We start from the raw sequence: 15,662 nt of genomic DNA on the forward strand, positions 1-15,662 counted from the left end.
GCGCGGCGGGGTCTGCGGTTCAGCCCCGCCGCCACCGCCGTAGCCGCGTCACGACCAGCACCGTCACGACGACGGCCACGATCACCGGCGCGAGCCGCCGGGCGACCGGCACCCCGGCAGCGCGGAGCAGGTCGAGCGACCCGTCCTCCGCGGGGGACGCCACGCCGTCCGGCACCGCCGCCAGCTGCTCCGCGAGGCACGCGGCGAACTGGCCGATGATCCGGTCGCCCACCTCCGCCATCACCCCGCGCCCGAACTGCGCGGGCCGCCCGGTCACCGTCAGATCGGTGTGCACCGAGACGGCCGTACCGCCGCCGTCCTGTTCCACCAGCTTCCCGGTAACGGTGGCGCGTGCTGTGCCCTGGCCCCGGGTCTCGCGGCCACTGGCGATGAGCACCATGCGGTGGGCGGCGTCGTCCTGCTCCTCGAAGACGGCCGTGCCCTTGTACGTCACCGTGATCGGGCCGACCTTCACCTTCACGGAGCCGGTCACGGTCTTGCCGTCGTGGTCCTCGACGCTCGCCCCCGGCATACAGGGCGCCACCCGCTCGATGTCGAGGAGCGCCCGCCAGGCGTCGTCGACCGGGACGGGCACGGTGAACTCGTGGTGCAGTTCCATGACTTCCTCCGTCAGGTTCCCTGGGGATGGATGGCGCCACCGGTCGCCGTCAACGGCGTCCCCGTGCCGCCCCACCGCAACGCGACGATCTCCGCGGCGACGGAGACGGCCACCTCCTCGGGGGTACGGGCGCCGAGGTCGAGGCCGACCGGGGAGCGCAGCCGGGACAGCTCACGGTCGGTCAGCCCGCCGTCGACCAGCCGCGTCATCCGGTCGTCGTGGGTACGCCGGCTGCCCATCGCGCCGATGTACGCGGCGGGCCGGCGCAGCGCCTCCTGGAGCAGCGGGACGTCGAACTTGGGGTCGTGGGTGAGGACGCAGATCACCGTGCGCTCGTCGGTGTCGGTGCCCTGGAGGTAGCGGTGCGGCCAGTCCACGACGACCTCCACGCCCGGCGGGAAGCGCTTGGGGGTGGCGAAGACGGGGCGGGCGTCGCAGACCGTGACCCGGTAGCCGAGGAAGTCGCCGATCCGGGCGACCGCGGCGGCGTAGTCGATGGCGCCGAAGACCAGCATCCGCGGGGGCGGCGCGAAGGAGTGCAGGAAGACGCTCACCGCGTCCTCGCGCCGCTCACCGTGCGGGCCGTAGTGCCTCAACCCAGTGGCCCCGAGGGCGAGTTCACCGCGCGCGTCGGCGGTGACGGCCACATCGAGGCCGGTCGCGCCGAGTGTCCCGGACACCCGGTCCGGCCACACGGCGAGGGTCGCGCCGCGCGGAGCCGGACCGTCGGTCACCGTCGCCACGGTCACCGGACGCCCGGCGGCCACCGACGCGGCGACCTCACCGAAGGACGGGTCCAGCGCCGCGGTGACCGGCCGCACCAGCAACGTGATCTCGCCGCCGCAGGTGAGACCGACCGCGAAGGCGTCCTCGTCGCTGTACCCGAAGGTCTCCAACCGCGCCTCGCCGCTCGCCACCACCTCCTGCGCCAGCTCGAACACCGCCCCCTCCACACACCCCCCGGACACACTGCCGACGACCTCGTCACCCGGCCCGACCGCCATCGCGGCCCCCGGATCCCGCGGCGCGCTACGGCTCACGGCGACGACGGTAGCCAGCCCGAACGGCGATCCCGCCGCGTACCAGGCGCTCAGCGCCGGGAGAATCTCACGCACGATCCGCTCCTCTCACGACCGCCGCCAGGCTCTCCAGAGCGGCCAGGCTGTGCCCCTCGACGAACGCGTCCACGCTCGGCAGCGCCGCCGCCATCCCGGCCGCCAGGGGCGCGTACCCGGGGCGAGCCTTGCGGGGATTCGCCCAGATCACCCGGTACGCCAGCCGCCGCAAGCGTCGCATCTGCGCCGCCAGCAGCTCCGGATCGCCACGCTCCCAGCCATCGGACAGCAGCACCACAACCGCACCGCGCGCCAGACCGCGCTGCCCCCAGCGATCAAGGAACTCACGTACCAGTACCCCCAGCCGGGTACCGCCCCGCCAGTCGGGCACGGCCGCCGACACCGCCGCCATCGCCAGATCCGGATCACGATGCGAGAGCTCCCGCGTCACCCGCGTCAGCCGGGTACCGATGGTGAACACCTCGGTACGCGGCCCCCTGGCGGCGGCATGGGCGAACCGCAGCAGCGCGTCGGCGTACGGCGCCATGGACCCACTGACGTCCACCAGCAGCACGACCCGCCGGGGGCGTACGGCCCGCGCATGTCGCGGCAGCCGCGCCGGCTCCCCGCCACGGCGCAGCAGCTCCCGCACGGTCCGGCGCGGATCGACTTCGCCCCGCCGGGCGGGCCGCCGTCGTGCGCTGCGCCGCGTCTCGCCGCGCAGCGCGAACGCAGCCAGCAACCGATGGAGTTGGGCCTTCTCATCGGCACCGAGCCGGGCGAAGTCCCGATGGCGCAACACTTCGGCGGAGCCGGCGAGAGCGGCCACGGGGGGAGCTTCGGCTTCGCGTTGGGTGGTCGTACGAGACCCAGCGGCATCCCGCGCGAAGATCCGCAGCCTTGTGACGGGAGCGGCGGGCATCGGCCGCGCCGTCGGCTCGCCGGTGCCGAAGTAGGTGGCGAACACCCGCTCATACCGCTCCAGATCGTCCCACTCCCCGCAGAGAGTCAGCCGCCCGGCCCAATACACATCGGTCCGCAGCGCGGGCCCCAGCACATCCACGGCCCGCAAGAAGGCATGCACCCGCTCGGCGTCAGCGCCCACCCCCGCCGCGCGAAGAGCCCGAGCAAATCCAAGAAGGGCTGCGTCCACGCCGCCAAGGGGCGCGGGGCCCGCAGACGACTCCATCACTGGACTTCCGTTGAGACACTGAGCAACGCGGCAAAATCCAACCCCCGCCCCCGCTCCACATCCTCCCGATACTTGAGAACCGACCCCAACGTGGACACAGCCAACTCCGCATCCACCTCATTCGCCCCGAGCGCATCCAACGCCCGCACCCAGTCGATGGTCTCCGCGACCCCGGGCGGCTTGACCAGGTCCTCACCCCGCAGTGCCTGCACAAGCCCCGTCACCTGCTGAGCCAACCGCTCCGACACTCCCGGCAACCGCCGCCGCACGATGGCCAGTTCACGTCCGAAGCCGGGATGGTCGAACCAGTGATAGAGACACCGCCGCTTCAACGCGTCATGCACCTCACGCGTGCGGTTGGAGGTCAGCACGACCACGGGCGGGGACTCGGCCCGCAGTGTGCCGAGCTCCGGAACCGTCACCGCGTAGTCCGAGAGCAGCTCCAGCAGGAACGCCTCGAACTCGTCGTCGGCCCGGTCGATCTCGTCGACGAGCAACACCGACGGCTGTGTCTCCAGCGCCCGCAGCAGTGGCCGGGCGACCAGGAAGCGCCGGTCGTACAGCTCGCTCTCCAGGCGGTCGGCGTCGGTGATCCCGGCCGCCTCGGCGGCCCGCAGATGGAGCAGCTGACGGGGGAAGTCCCAGTCGTACAGGGCCTGCGAGGCGTCGATGCCCTCATGGCACTGGAGCCGGATCAGCGGGGCGCCGAGCGCCTCGGCGAGGGCGGCGGCGAGCGCGGTCTTGCCGACGCCCGCGTCGCCCTCGCAGAAGAGCGGCCGGGCCAGCCGCAGGGCCAGGAAGCAGGCGACGGCCAGCCCCTCGTCGACGAGATACCCCGTCGCCTCCAGGCGGGCCCGCACCTGTTCCGGGCCGGCGAACGGTCCGTCGATCTCCGTGATCGCCGCTCACCCCATCCCGGCGGCGGCCAGCACCGCACGCTTGGTCAGCACCCGCGCCAGATGCGCCCGGTACTTAGGCGAGGCCGAGATGTCCCGGGACGGCTGGGTGGCCACCGCCGCCGACTCCGCGGACCGCGCCACCGCCTCCGCGTCCCCGGCACCGGTGAGGGCTTCCTCGGTGGCGGTGGCGCGCAGCGGAGTCGTGCCCATGTTGGTGAGCCCGATACGCGCCTCGGCGATCCGGCCGTTGTCCCGGCGTACCAGCGCGGCCACGCCGACGATGGCCCAGGCCTGGGCGACCCGGTGGAACTTCTCGTAGTGGAAGCCCCAGCCGTCCGTCTTCGGCAGCCGCACCTCCACCAGCAACTCGTCCGGTTCCAGCGCGGATTGGAGGTAGTCGACGAAGAACTGCCGGGCGGGGACGGTGCGTCGCCCGCCCGGTCCCTGCACGACCAGCTGCCCGTCCAGCGCCAGCACCACCGCGGGCAGGTCGCCGGCCGGGTCGGCGTGCGCGAGGGAGCCGCCGAGGGTGCCGCGATGCCGTACGGCGGGGTCGGCGACGGTCGCCGTGGCGGCGGCCAGCAGACCGGCGTGGCGGCGGACCAGCGGGTCGCGGATTACGTCGTGGTGCGTGGTCATCGCGCCGATGACAAGGGTGTCGCCGTCCTCACGCACCCCACGCAGCTCGGCGATGCGGCCGACGTCCACGACCAGTTCGGGGAAGGTCAGACGGAGCCGCAGCAGCGGCAGCAGGCTCTGCCCGCCGGCCAGCACCTTGGCGTCCTCGCCCGCGTCGGCGAGCGCGCGTACCGCCTCGTCGACATCGGCCGGGCGGGCGTACTCGAATGCCGGGGGAATCATCGCGAGGCCTCCCTCACCGCTTGCCAGACCCGCTCGGGCGTACAGGGCATCCGCACGTCACGCACGCCCAGCGGACGCAGCGCGTCCACGATCGCGTTGACGACGGCGGGTGTGGACGCGATCGTGCCCGCCTCGCCAACTCCCTTGACTCCCAGGGGGTTCGAGGTCGCCGGCGTCTCCGTCCGGTCCGTCGTGAACTCCGGCAGATCCGCCGCCGACGGCACGAGATAGTCGGCCATCGTCCCGGTCACGAGGTTGCCCTGGTCGTCGTAGACGGCCTCCTCGTACAGCGCCTGCGCGATGCCCTGCGCGAGGCCGCCGTGCACCTGGCCCTCCACGATCATCGGGTTGACGACCCGGCCGACGTCGTCGACGCAGACGTACGACCTGATGCGGCTCTGCCCGGTCTCGGTGTCGACCTCGACCGCGCACAGGTGGGTGCCGTGCGGGTAGGAGAAGTTGTCGGGGTCGACCAGGTGCTCGGCGTTGATGGTGGGCACGAGCCCGTCGGGCAGGTCGTGCGAGGTGAAGGTCTCGAAGGCGACCTCCTGGATGGTCCTGCGGGCGTCCGGCGAGCCCTTCACCGAGAAGACGCCGTCCGTGAACTCCAGGTCCCGCTCGCTCGCTTCGAGCAGATGCGCGGCGATCTTCCGGGCCTTCTCCACCACCTTCACGGCCGCGTGATGGACGGCCGTACCACCCACGACGAGCGACCGCGAGCCGTAGGTGTCCATGCCCTGCGGGGCGGCCCGGGTGTCGCCGTGCACGACCTCGACGTCCTCGAAGGGCACGCCCAGCACATCGGCGGCGATCTGGCTCCAGCAGGTCACATGGCCCTGCCCGTGCGGGCTGGTGCCGGTGACCACCTCGACCTTGCCGGTGGGCAGCATGCGGATGCTCGCCGCCTCCCAGCCGCCGGCCGCGTACCGGAGATCCCGGAGCACCCGGCTCGGGGCCAGCCCGCACATCTCCGTGTACGTCGACACCCCGATGCCCAGGCGCACGCTGTCGCCCCGGTGGTTGCGGTCCGCCTGCTCGGCGCGCAGCTTGTCGTAGTCGAAGAGGGCGAGGGCCTTCTCGGTCGCGGCCTCGTAGTTGCCGCTGTCGTACGTCAGGCCCGCGACCGTCGTGTACGGGAACTCCTCGTGCCCGATCCAGTTGCGGCGCCGCAACTCCACCGGATCCAGGCCGAGTTCGGCGGCCAGATCGTCCATGATCCGTTCTATGGCGTACGTCGCCTCCGGGCGTCCGGCGCCCCGGTAGGCGTCGGTGGGCGTCCTGGTCGTGAAGACGCCGGTGACGTTGAGCTCGTAGGAACCCATCTTGTAGATCCCCGGGTACATGAACGCGCCCAGGATCGGGATGCCGGGCGTGACGAGCATCAGGTAGGCGCCCATGTCGACCAGCAGATCGGCCTTGAGGCCGAGCAGGGTGCCGTCGCGGTTGGCGGAGATCTCGATGTCCTGGATCATGCCGCGCCCGTGATGGGTGGCCAGATAGCCCTCGCTGCGGGACTCGGTCCACTTCACCGGCCGGCCGGTCCGGCGGGCCACCGCGAGGGCGATGGCCTCCTCGCCGTAGACCTGGAGCTTGGAGCCGAAGCCGCCTCCGACATCAGGGGCGATGACCCGCAGTTTGTGCTCGGGTATCCCGGTGACGACGGCGAGCATGATCCGCAGGATGTGCGGGATCTGGGTGGAGGAGTACAGGGTGTACTCGCCGGACGCGGCGAGCGGGGTGACCACGACCGCGCGCGGCTCCATCGCGTTGGGGATGAGGCGCTGCTGGTGGTAGCGCCGCTTCAATGTCACCTCGGCGCGTTGCCGTACGGCCTCGAAGTCCTCGCCGCCCTTCAGCGGCCAGTCGTAGCAGCGGTTGGTGCCCTTGTCCGAGTGGACCAGGGCAGTGCCCTCGGCGAGCGCGGCCTCCAGGTCGAGGACCGGGGGCAGCGGCGTGTAGTCGACCTCGATCGCCTCCAGGGCGTCGGCCGCCGAGTACCGGTCGCGGGCCACCACGACCGCGACCGGGTCGCCCGCGTAGCGCACCTCGGTGGTGGCGATGGGCGGATGGTCGGGCAGCACGATGTCCTCGGTCACCGGCCAGGCGCAGGGCAGCGACCCCAGGCCCTCCGCGAGGTCGGCGCCGCTGAACGCGGCGACCACGCCGGGGCGTTCGAGGGCGGGGGTCACATCGACGTGGTCGATGCGGGCGTGGGCCATCGGGCTGCGCAGGACGGCGAGGTGGAGCAGGCCGTTGACGGCGATGTTGTCGGTCCAGTTGGTCTGTCCGGTGATGAGCCGGGCGTCCTCCTTGCGGGGCCGGGCCCGGCCGACCTCCGGCTCGACGGTGTCGCTCATGTGCCGACCTCCTGTCCGGAGGCGGCCAGGACCGCGCGCACGATGTTCTGGTAGCCCGTGCAGCGGCACAGGTTCCCCTCAAGGGCGTGGCGCACCTCGTCCGAGGTGGGGCTCGGGTTGTCCCGCAGCAGATCCCGGGCGGCCATGATCATCCCCGGGGTGCAGTAGCCGCACTGGAGCGCGTGCCGCTCGTGGAAGGCCCGCTGGAGTGCCGTCCACTCACCGTTCTCGCCGGCGAGACCCTGGACGGTGGTCACTTCGCCGCCGTCCGCCTGCACGGCCAGCACCGAGCAGCTCTTGACGCTCTCGCCGTCCAGGTCGACCGTGCAGGCCCCGCAGTTGGAGGTGTCGCAGCCGATCGGTGTCCCGGTCAGGCCGAGGCGGTCACGCAGATAGTGGATCAGGAGGAGACGGGGTTCCACCTCGTCCTCGTAGTTCGTTCCGTCCACCTTCACCGAGACACGGGTCATGTGCCCTCCCAGGAAACACCGGACGTGATGGGCGTCACTCTAGGACCGGCCGGGGGAGGCGGCGAGGGCCGTGACGGGGCTTTGTCGAGCGTTAATCCGGTGGCGCCCTGTGCTCGGATCTGCTGCACTGCAAGGGACCGGTCCGCGATCGATGAAGGAGAGCAGTAGTGCGCTCTGCACGCATGTCCACCCAAGAAGGAATGACCCCCTCTTCGAAGGACATGACGCTTCGTGCACTTGCTCAACCTCGGGATTCTCGCCCATGTCGACGCCGGTAAGACCAGCCTGACCGAGCGGCTGCTGCACTCGGTCGGGGTGATCGACGAGATCGGCAGTGTCGACACCGGCAGTACGCAGACAGACACCCTCGCGCTGGAGCGCCGGCGCGGTATCACCATCAAGTCCGCCGTCGTCTCGTTCGCGGTCGACGACGTCACCGTCAACCTCATCGACACCCCTGGCCACCCGGACTTCATCGCCGAGGTCGAGCGGGTCCTCGGGGTGCTCGACGGGGCCGTGCTCGTCGTCTCGGCCGTCGAGGGTGTCCAGGCGCAGACACGTGTGCTGATGCGGACGCTGCAACGGCTGCGCATCCCCACGCTGATCTTCGTGAACAAGATCGACCGGCGCGGAGCACGGTACGACGGTGTCCTCGACGCCCTCGCCGAGCGGCTCACGCCCGCGATCGTGCCGATGGGGCGGGCCGTCGGACTCGGCGCGCGCGAGGCGCGGTTCGTGTCGCGCGAGGTGGCGCCCGATGTCCTCGCCGACCAGGACGACGAGTTGCTCGCCGCGTACGTCGACGGGACGGTCACGGCCGGTCAGGTACGCGCCGCCCTGGTCGCCCAGACCCGCCAGGCCCTCGTCCACCCCGTGTACTTCGGCTCGGCCGTCACCGGCGACGGTGTGCCCGAACTGATCGCCGGGTTCAAGGAGTTGCTGCCCGCCGCCGACGGTGACCCCGAAGGGCCGGTCTCCGGCAGCGTGTTCAAGGTGGAGCGGGGACCGGCGGGGGAGAAGGTCGCGTACGCCCGCCTGTTCTCCGGCACATTGCGCACCCGTGACCGGGTCCCCTTCGGCCCCGGGCGGGAGGAGGGCAGGGTCACCGCCGTCAGCGTTTTCGACGACGGCACGGACGTCCGTGCGGACGCCGTCCCGGCGGGCCGGATCGCGCGGCTGTGGGGGCTGGGGAACATCCGCATCGGCGACACCATCGGCGAACCCCGCAAGCGGCACGGCCACTTCTTCTCCCCGCCCACCCTGGAGACCGTCGTCGTCCCCGGCCCCGGCACCGACCGCAGGGCGCTGCACCTGGCCCTGACCCAGCTCGCCGAGCAGGACCCGCTGATCGACCTGCGCCACGACGAGGTACGGCGGGAACTCTCCGTCTCCCTCTACGGCGAGGTGCAGAAGGAGGTCATTGAGGCCACCCTCGCCGAGGAGTTCGGGCTCGCCGTCGGCTTCCGGGAGACCACGCCGCTGTGCGTCGAACGCCCCCTGGGAACGGGCGCCGCCGCCGAGTTCATCAAGAAGGACGCGAACCCGTTCCTCGCCACGGTCGGCCTGCGCGTCGACCCGGCCCCGCCCGGCAGCGGCGTCACCTTCGGTCTGGAGGTGGAGCTGGGCGCGATGCCGTACGCCTTCTTCCGCGCGGTCGAGGACACCGTCCGCGAGACCCTCGCCCAGGGGCTGCACGGCTGGCAGGTCAACGACTGCGCGGTCACCATGACCCACTCCGGCTACTGGCCCCGGCAGAGCCACGCCCACCAGGGCTTCGACAAGAGCATGTCCACCACCGGCGCCGACTTCCGCGGCCTGACCCCGCTGGTCCTCGCCGAGGCGCTGCGCCTGGCGGGCACACGGGTCTACGAGCCGATGCACCGCTTCCGCCTGGAGGCCCCGGCGGACACGCTGGGCGCGCTGCTGCCGGTGCTGTCCGCGGCGCGCGCGGTGCCGGAGACCACCGAGACCCGGGGGGCGCTGTGTGTGCTGGAAGGCGTGGTCCCGGCCGCCCGGGTGCACGGCCTCGAACAGCGGCTGCCCGGTCTGACGCGCGGTGAGGCCGAGTGGGAGAGCGCCTTCGAGGACTATGCGCCGGTCGCGGGCGGGGAGGGCGTTCCCGAGCGCCCGCGCACCGACCACAACCCGCTCAACCGCAAGGAGTACCTGCTGAACGTAACGGGCCGAAGGGGTTAGTGGGGCCAAAGGGAGCCTAAAACCTGAGACTTACTCATGAGTCAGAAGGTATTGACGGTGTCCGGATATCACCGGACTGTATTGAACATGCCGAATTCCCGGGCCCGTCTGCTGGTTGTTCTGGTCGTCCTCTGCGGACTCTGCGGCTTCCTGACGGTGGCGGGCTCCCCGCCCGCCACCGCGGCCACCGTCCCCGACTCCCTCTCCTTCGACGGCACGGCGCTCACGGTGTCCGGCGGGCGCTTCGTCGACGCGAACGGCCGCGAGGTCGTGCTGCGCGGCTACAACGTCTCCGGCGAGACCAAGCTCGCCGAGAACCACGGCCTGCCCTTCGCCTCCGTCGCCGACGCCCAGAAGTCGGCGAAGGCCCTGCGCGCCCTCGGCGGCGGCAACTCCGTCCGCTTCCTGCTCTCCTGGGCCTACGCCGAACCGGTGCAGGGTCAGGTCGACACCGCCTATCTGGCCGCCGCCACCGCCCAGATGCGCGCCTTCCTGGACGCGGGCATCCGCGTCTACCCCGACTTCCACCAGGACCTGTACTCCCGCTACCTCTTCGACGACGACAGCTGGTACACCGGCGACGGCGCCCCCAAGTGGGCTGTGGACCTGGGTAATTACCCGGACGAGTCGTGCGGGATCTGCATCATGTGGGGCCAGAACATCACCCAGAACGGTGCGGTGAAGGCCGGCCAGTACGACTTCTGGCACAACGCCCACGGCCTCCAGGACGCCTTCCTCACCACGGCCCAGAAGGTCATGGCGTACATCAAGCAGAACGTCAGCGCCGAGGAGTTCGCCGGCGTCCTCGGCTTCGACCCCTACAACGAGCCGTACGCCGGCACCTACGACTCCGGCCAGGCCAGCCGCGCCTGGGAACAGAACGTGCTGTGGCCCTTCTACGTGAAGTTCAGGGCCCGCATGGACGCGGCGGGCTGGCAGGACAAGCCCGCCCTCGTCGAGCCCAATCTCTTCTGGAACGGCAACGTCAGCAAGGAGGAGGGCGGCCTCCTCGACGCGGGCAGCCTCGGCTCCCGGTACGTCTTCAACACCCACTTCTACGACCAGAAGGCCATCTCCGGCATCCTGATGTGGGGCAACGCCTCGGACGGCCAGTACGTCACCGACTTCGGCACCGTTCGCGACCGCGCCTCGGCGCTCGGCACCACGGCCGTCGTCAGCGAGTTCGGCCACCCCCTCAACGGCTCCACCGCGGGCAAGGCGCCGACCGTCCTCAAGGCGATGTACCAGGCCCTCGACTCCCGGGTGAAGGGCGCCAACTGGTGGGCCACGCCCGCCGGTTCGGGTCCGGTGCTGTCCGGTTCGCAATGGCAGTGGGACATCTACAACGGCCGCCACAGCGAGCTGATGAACGGCAACCCCGACAAGGTGCAGACCAGCGGGGACGCCTGGAACGACGAGGACCTGTCGGCCGTACGCCTGGACGACAACGGTGTGGTGACGCTCCGTCAGGACGCCAGGCTCCTCGACCGCCTCTACCCGAGCGCCACCTCGGGCAGCACCCTCGCCTTCACCTACGAGGACCGCTCCCGTGACGGCTCCACCACCCTGACCTGGAACCCGGTACCCAGCTCACTGCCGAACGTGTCCTCACTGGTGGGCTCCGGACAGTACGGGCTGCTGGTGTGGCGCTCGGGCAGCGGTACGGCACCCACCGAACTCCATCTGCCCGCCTCGTTCCCGACGGCGACCACCACGGTCGTCTCCGACCTGGGAACGGCCTACGCACCGCCCGCCTACACGTCCTCCACCCCCATCGGTACGGCCCTGGAACCCGGCGGCACCGGCAGCCGGCGGCTCCTCGTCACCGACTCGGACTCCGGGAAGCTGCACTACGCCCTCGTCACCAACGGAGCCACCTCGCCCTCGGCGGCCGTGCTGAGCGCGGCCAAGTCCGAACTGGCGACCTGGATGGCGTCGAAGTTCAGCTGAGGGAGGTTGACCCTCTCCTTACGTCAGGCTTGAGGACGGACCCCGACGAAAGGGCGGGTGAATGAGCTACAACGTGGGGCGATCGTCGTGTGCCGAGTGCGGGTCGCGTGTGGCTTGTCGCGCAGTTCCCCGCGCCCCTTGAAGTCGGACCAGGTACCGCGCCCCACTGAGTGAACTCGCCGTGACGGCGCTGAGGCGGGCCGGGCTGCGTGGGGTCCTCCAGACGGGCGCCGCCGGGCTCGCGGCCGACGGCGACGACGTCCTGACGGTCGGCGACGTACCCCACGAGCTGCTGTTCCCGCGGGTCGCCGCGGTGGTCCACCACGCCGTTGCGGGCACCGCGGCCGCGGGACTGCGTGCCGGAGTGCCCGCGGTACCCGTGCCGGTGACGGCGGACCAGCCGTTCTGGGCGGGACGGCTGGCCGCACTCGGCGCCGCGACCGATCCGATCCCCTTCCGGTCACTCACGGCCGAGACGCTCGCCGAGGCACTCGGGCGTGTCGTACGGCGGCAGACCTACAGCCGTGCCGCCGCCGGCGCCGCACGGCTCATGGCCGGCGAGGACGGGGCGGGCACGGCGGTGAAGGCCGTCGAACGACTGGCGGGCTGACCGTCAGGAGGCAGGGCTCGTCCAGTTCGCCGCGACATGGCCGAGCCGCACCCGCTGGGGGTGATCGCCGACCGGGACGGACACCGTCTTGTGGCCGGTGGCGAAGTCGATCGCCGTGACCTGGTCGGCGCCGCTCTCCGAGATGACGCAGCTCTTCCCGTCGCCGCTGACCGTCGCCCAGTACGGCTTGGAGGCGGTGATCAGCGGGCCCTCCTGGAGGGTGGTGCGGTTGACGACGGTCGCGTAGTCGTCCATGGTCCCGGCGACGCACAGCTTGGAGCCGTCGGGGCTCATCGACAGACCGTGGTGGCGCGAGTCGTTGACGTACGTGGTGCGGTCGTCGCTGGTCGCCGGGTTCTTCGGCAGGGTCTTCATCCGGGTGATCTTGTCCGTGGCGAGGTCGTACTCGAAGAAGCCGTTGAAGAACGACACCTGGAAGTACAGCTTCGACTCGTCCGGGGAGAACACGGCCGGGCGGACCGCGTCGGAGTAGTCGGTGAGACCGAGCGCGTCCAGCTTCGGCCGCATGTCGATGGTCTTGACCTGCTGGTACGTGGTCGCGTCGACGACCGTGATGTGCCGGTCGCCCTTCGTCCAGTCCAGCCACGGGGCGTCGCTGTCGGTGTTCACGTCACCGATCGCCATGTTGTAGATGTACTTGCCGTCCTTGGTGAAGATGTTCTCGTGCGGCTTGTCGCCCGTGGCGAACTTGCCGACCTGTTTGCCGGTGTTGATGTCGAGCACGTGCACGGTGTTCGCGGTCGAGGCGGACACCGCGACGCGGGTGCCGTCGGGAGAGACCGCCATGTGGTCCGAGCGGTAACCCGACACGGGGAAGCGCCAGTTGATGGCCCCGGTGGCCAGGTTGATCGACACGACGTCGGCGAAGCTCGGCCGGGAGACGACGACCGAGGTGCCGTCCGGCGTGGTGTACATGTCGTCGGCGAACTGGTCGTGGCCCTCGCCGACGCCGTTGCGGATCGCCATGAAGTAGATCCACTTGATCGGATCGGCGTTGATCTCCGCCATCCGGGCGTCCTTGTCGGGGATGACGTTGATCCGGCCGACCTTGGCCAGATTGCCGCTGGACTGGAGGACGTCGGCGGTGCCGTCCCAGTTGTTGCCGACGAACAGCACCTCGCGCAGGGCGGCGGCGTCCGCGGCGGAGGCGGCGGTCGCCGGGGCGGTGGCGGTCAGGACGACGGCGGCGGCCAGGGCGTACAGGTGCCTGGTGCGGAAGGCAGGCATGACGGCTCTCTCCTCTGAGTGGGGTTCATGAGTAGGACATGCCAAAGGTGGGGCTCGGAAACAGCGGCTCGGAAACTGAACACAGGCGCATTCAGAGTCAACTTACTGAAAAGTAAGGAAGAGGTGCCCTGTCCACAAGACTGCGTGCACGACAAAATTGGCGAGCCACTGGACGATCAACGGAGGTGACCGTGGCGGGCAGGCTCAAGGCGCCGACCGGCCGCTACGGCGGCAAGACCGCCGAGGAGCGGCAGGCGGAACGGCGTCGGCGTTTCCTGGACGCCGCGCTTCGGTTGTTCGGGGACACCCCGGGCTATCGCAACACGACCGTAGCCGCGCTCAGCGAGGCCGCCGGGCTGTCCACACGGCAGTTCTACGAGGAGTTCCGCACGCTGGAGGACGTCCTCGCCGCGCTGCATCTCCAGGTCAACGGCTGGGCGGAGGAGGCGGTGGTGGCGGCGGTGGCCGACGCGGAGGCGCTGCCGCTGGCCGAGCGGGTCGCGGCGATCTTCCGTGCGTACGCCGCGAATGTCACCGGCGATCCGCGCCGTGTGCGGATCACCTTCGTCGAGATCATCGGGGTCAGTCCGCAGTTGGAGGAGCAGCGGCTGGCTCGGCGGGCGCGGTGGGTGGAGCTGGTGTGTGCGGAGGCGGGCGCCGCCGTGGCTCGGGGGGAGGCTGCGCCTCGGGACTATCGGCTTCCTGCCACGGCGTTCATCGGGGCCGTCAACGGGTTGCTCCATGACTGGAGTTCGGGGTGGGTGGACGCTTCGTTGGATGAGGTGGTGGAGGAGTTGGTGCGGCAGTTGTTGGCGATTTTGCGGCCGGTGGGTTGGGAGGATTGATGTTTTCCGCGGGTTCGTTGTGGCTGGTCGCGCGGTTCCCCGCGCCCCTTTAGGGCGTTGCCGCTCAGTCGTTCAGACAGTTCAGTGCCTCCAGTACGGGGACTACGCCGTCCTCCTCGCGAATTCGAGCCCCCAGCTGCCGTGCCCGCTCCCGGTACCCCGCGTCGCCGGTGATCCTCGTCAGGGCCGACGCCAGTCTGTCCGTGGTCAGGCGGCGGAGCGGAACCGTCGTCGGCGCCACGCCCAAGGCGACCAGGCGTTCCGACCAGAAGCCCGCGTCGAACTGGATCGGCACCGGGATCGCGGGCACCCCGGCCCGTAGGCCCGCTCCGGTCGTGCCCGCGCCCGCGTGATGGACCACGGCGGCCATGTGCGGGAAGAGCGCCGAGTGGGCGATCTCGCCGATGGTCAGCATGTCGTCGCCGTCGGCCGCCAGTCCGGCCCAGCCCTGTTGGAAGACGCCGCGCAATCCCGCGCGTCGGAGCGCCCGCACGATGTCGGCGCTGAGCCGTTCGGGGTCGGGCACGGTGGCGCTGCCGAGGCCGACGAAGACGGGTGGCGGGCCGGCGTCGAGGAAGTCCCGCACGCCGGGCGGGAGCTGGGTGGAGACGTCGTACGGCCACCAGTAACCCGCGACGTCCAGACCGGGCCGCCAGTCGCTCGGCCTGGCCACCACCAGGGGGCTGAAGCCGTGCTGGACGGGCCAGTTCCGGCGCTCCCGGCGGCGTAGTGCCGCGACGCTGCCGACCCGGCCGAGGCCCAGGCGGGTGCGTACCTCCGGGACGACCGACGAGAAGACGTGCTCGATGGCGAGGCCCACGCCGTGGCCGGCCGCACGGTTGCCGACGGTGCCCCAGGAGCCGCCGCCCAGCATGGGAGGGGCGAACTCCCTTGTCGCGGCGACCGGTTGCAGGCTGAGGCCGAGGGTCGGCAGGGACAGGCCCTCGCCGATGGTGTGGCCGAGCGGGGCGAGGGAGGCCGAGAGGAGGAGTACGTCGGCGGCGCGGGCCGCCGTCACCAGGTCGTCGGCCATCGTGCCCGCCAGAACCCGCGCCATCGTGACCGCCCGCAGGAGCTTGCCGGGTCCGGTGGCGCTGCGGTGCAGCCCCTTCCCGCGCTCGGACTCCAGCACCGTCCGCGGGTCCACGGGGAGGGCGTGGAAGCCGAGCCCCGAGCCCGCCACCAGCGGCTCGAAGGAGCCGTGGGTGACCAGGTTGACCTCGTGCCCGGCCCGCAGCAGACCGTGCCCCAGTCCGGTGAAGGGGGCGACGTCGCCCCGGGAACCCGCCGTCATGATTGCTACGCGCACGAGCGCCAGTATGTCGGGACCGCGGCACGCGCGGGGCGAACGACCCGTGCG

The 15,662-nt window shown here is 71.1% G+C and carries 12 protein-coding genes and 1 pseudogene; 4 read left to right on the plus strand and 9 right to left on the minus strand.

Going from position 1 to position 15,662, the window contains the following annotated elements:
- Positions 1 to 19: 19 nt before the first annotated feature.
- From OG866_RS40335 to OG866_RS40365, 7 genes are read right to left on the minus strand one after another with little or no spacing between them, the layout of a single operon-like run.
- Complete coding sequence (locus tag OG866_RS40335; RefSeq protein WP_329342532.1) at positions 20 to 619, minus strand: SRPBCC family protein; 600 nt, start codon at positions 617 to 619, stop codon at positions 20 to 22.
- Positions 620 to 630: 11 nt separating this feature from the next.
- The gene (locus OG866_RS40340; RefSeq protein WP_329342534.1) at positions 631 to 1,734 is read right to left on the minus strand and encodes an XdhC family protein; all 1,104 of its coding nucleotides are present in this window, start codon (positions 1,732 to 1,734) and stop codon (positions 631 to 633) included.
- Positions 1,727 to 2,863, minus strand: coding sequence for a vWA domain-containing protein (locus OG866_RS40345; protein WP_329342536.1), 1,137 nt, complete (start codon positions 2,861 to 2,863; stop codon positions 1,727 to 1,729). Before OG866_RS40345 ends, OG866_RS40340 begins: the two co-directional genes overlap by 8 nt.
- Complete coding sequence (locus OG866_RS40350; RefSeq protein ID WP_443063616.1) at positions 2,863 to 3,726, minus strand: AAA family ATPase; 864 nt, start codon at positions 3,724 to 3,726, stop codon at positions 2,863 to 2,865. Before OG866_RS40350 ends, OG866_RS40345 begins: the two co-directional genes overlap by 1 nt.
- 45 nt (positions 3,727 to 3,771) lie before the next feature.
- Positions 3,772 to 4,626: an FAD binding domain-containing protein gene (locus OG866_RS40355; protein ID WP_329342537.1), complete on the minus strand. Its 855-nt coding sequence runs from the start codon at positions 4,624 to 4,626 to the stop codon at positions 3,772 to 3,774.
- Entirely contained in the window at positions 4,623 to 6,983 is a 2,361-nt protein-coding gene (locus OG866_RS40360) for a xanthine dehydrogenase family protein molybdopterin-binding subunit (protein ID WP_329342538.1), read from the minus strand. The genes OG866_RS40355 and OG866_RS40360 overlap by 4 nt, the downstream gene beginning before the upstream one ends.
- Complete coding sequence (locus OG866_RS40365; RefSeq protein WP_329342540.1) at positions 6,980 to 7,453, minus strand: (2Fe-2S)-binding protein; 474 nt, start codon at positions 7,451 to 7,453, stop codon at positions 6,980 to 6,982. Before OG866_RS40365 ends, OG866_RS40360 begins: the two co-directional genes overlap by 4 nt.
- 231 nt (positions 7,454 to 7,684) lie before the next feature.
- Here OG866_RS40365 and OG866_RS40370 point away from each other — a divergent pair, with 231 nt between their 5' ends.
- The 3 genes and pseudogenes from OG866_RS40370 to OG866_RS40380 all read left to right on the plus strand — a co-directional run.
- Positions 7,685 to 9,649 carry a translation factor GTPase family protein gene (locus tag OG866_RS40370; RefSeq protein ID WP_329342542.1) on the plus strand — a complete coding sequence of 655 codons (1,965 nt, stop codon included), beginning with the start codon at positions 7,685 to 7,687 and terminating at the stop codon, positions 9,647 to 9,649.
- An 87-nt stretch (positions 9,650 to 9,736) separates the two neighbouring features.
- The gene (locus OG866_RS40375; RefSeq protein WP_329342544.1) at positions 9,737 to 11,599 is read left to right on the plus strand and encodes an endoglycosylceramidase; all 1,863 of its coding nucleotides are present in this window, start codon (positions 9,737 to 9,739) and stop codon (positions 11,597 to 11,599) included.
- A 166-nt stretch (positions 11,600 to 11,765) separates the two neighbouring features.
- Positions 11,766 to 12,209, plus strand: a pseudogene (locus OG866_RS40380) (glycosyltransferase); the annotation flags it as partial.
- A 3-nt stretch (positions 12,210 to 12,212) separates the two neighbouring features.
- Here the strand turns inward: OG866_RS40380 and OG866_RS40385 are convergent.
- Entirely contained in the window at positions 12,213 to 13,457 is a 1,245-nt protein-coding gene (locus OG866_RS40385) for a YncE family protein (RefSeq protein ID WP_329342546.1), read from the minus strand.
- A gap of 191 nt (positions 13,458 to 13,648) precedes the next feature.
- Here OG866_RS40385 and OG866_RS40390 point away from each other — a divergent pair, with 191 nt between their 5' ends.
- Entirely contained in the window at positions 13,649 to 14,302 is a 654-nt protein-coding gene (locus OG866_RS40390) for a TetR/AcrR family transcriptional regulator (RefSeq protein ID WP_329342549.1), read from the plus strand.
- 64 nt (positions 14,303 to 14,366) lie between these two features.
- Here OG866_RS40390 and OG866_RS40395 read toward each other — a convergent pair whose 3' ends face one another.
- Positions 14,367 to 15,596: a glycosyltransferase gene (locus OG866_RS40395; protein WP_329344522.1), complete on the minus strand. Its 1,230-nt coding sequence runs from the start codon at positions 15,594 to 15,596 to the stop codon at positions 14,367 to 14,369.
- Positions 15,597 to 15,662: the final 66 nt, after the last annotated feature.

Origin of the sequence: Streptomyces sp. NBC_00663 (assembly GCF_036226885.1) — a bacterium.
Classification (GTDB): Bacteria; Actinomycetota; Actinomycetes; order Streptomycetales; family Streptomycetaceae; genus Streptomyces.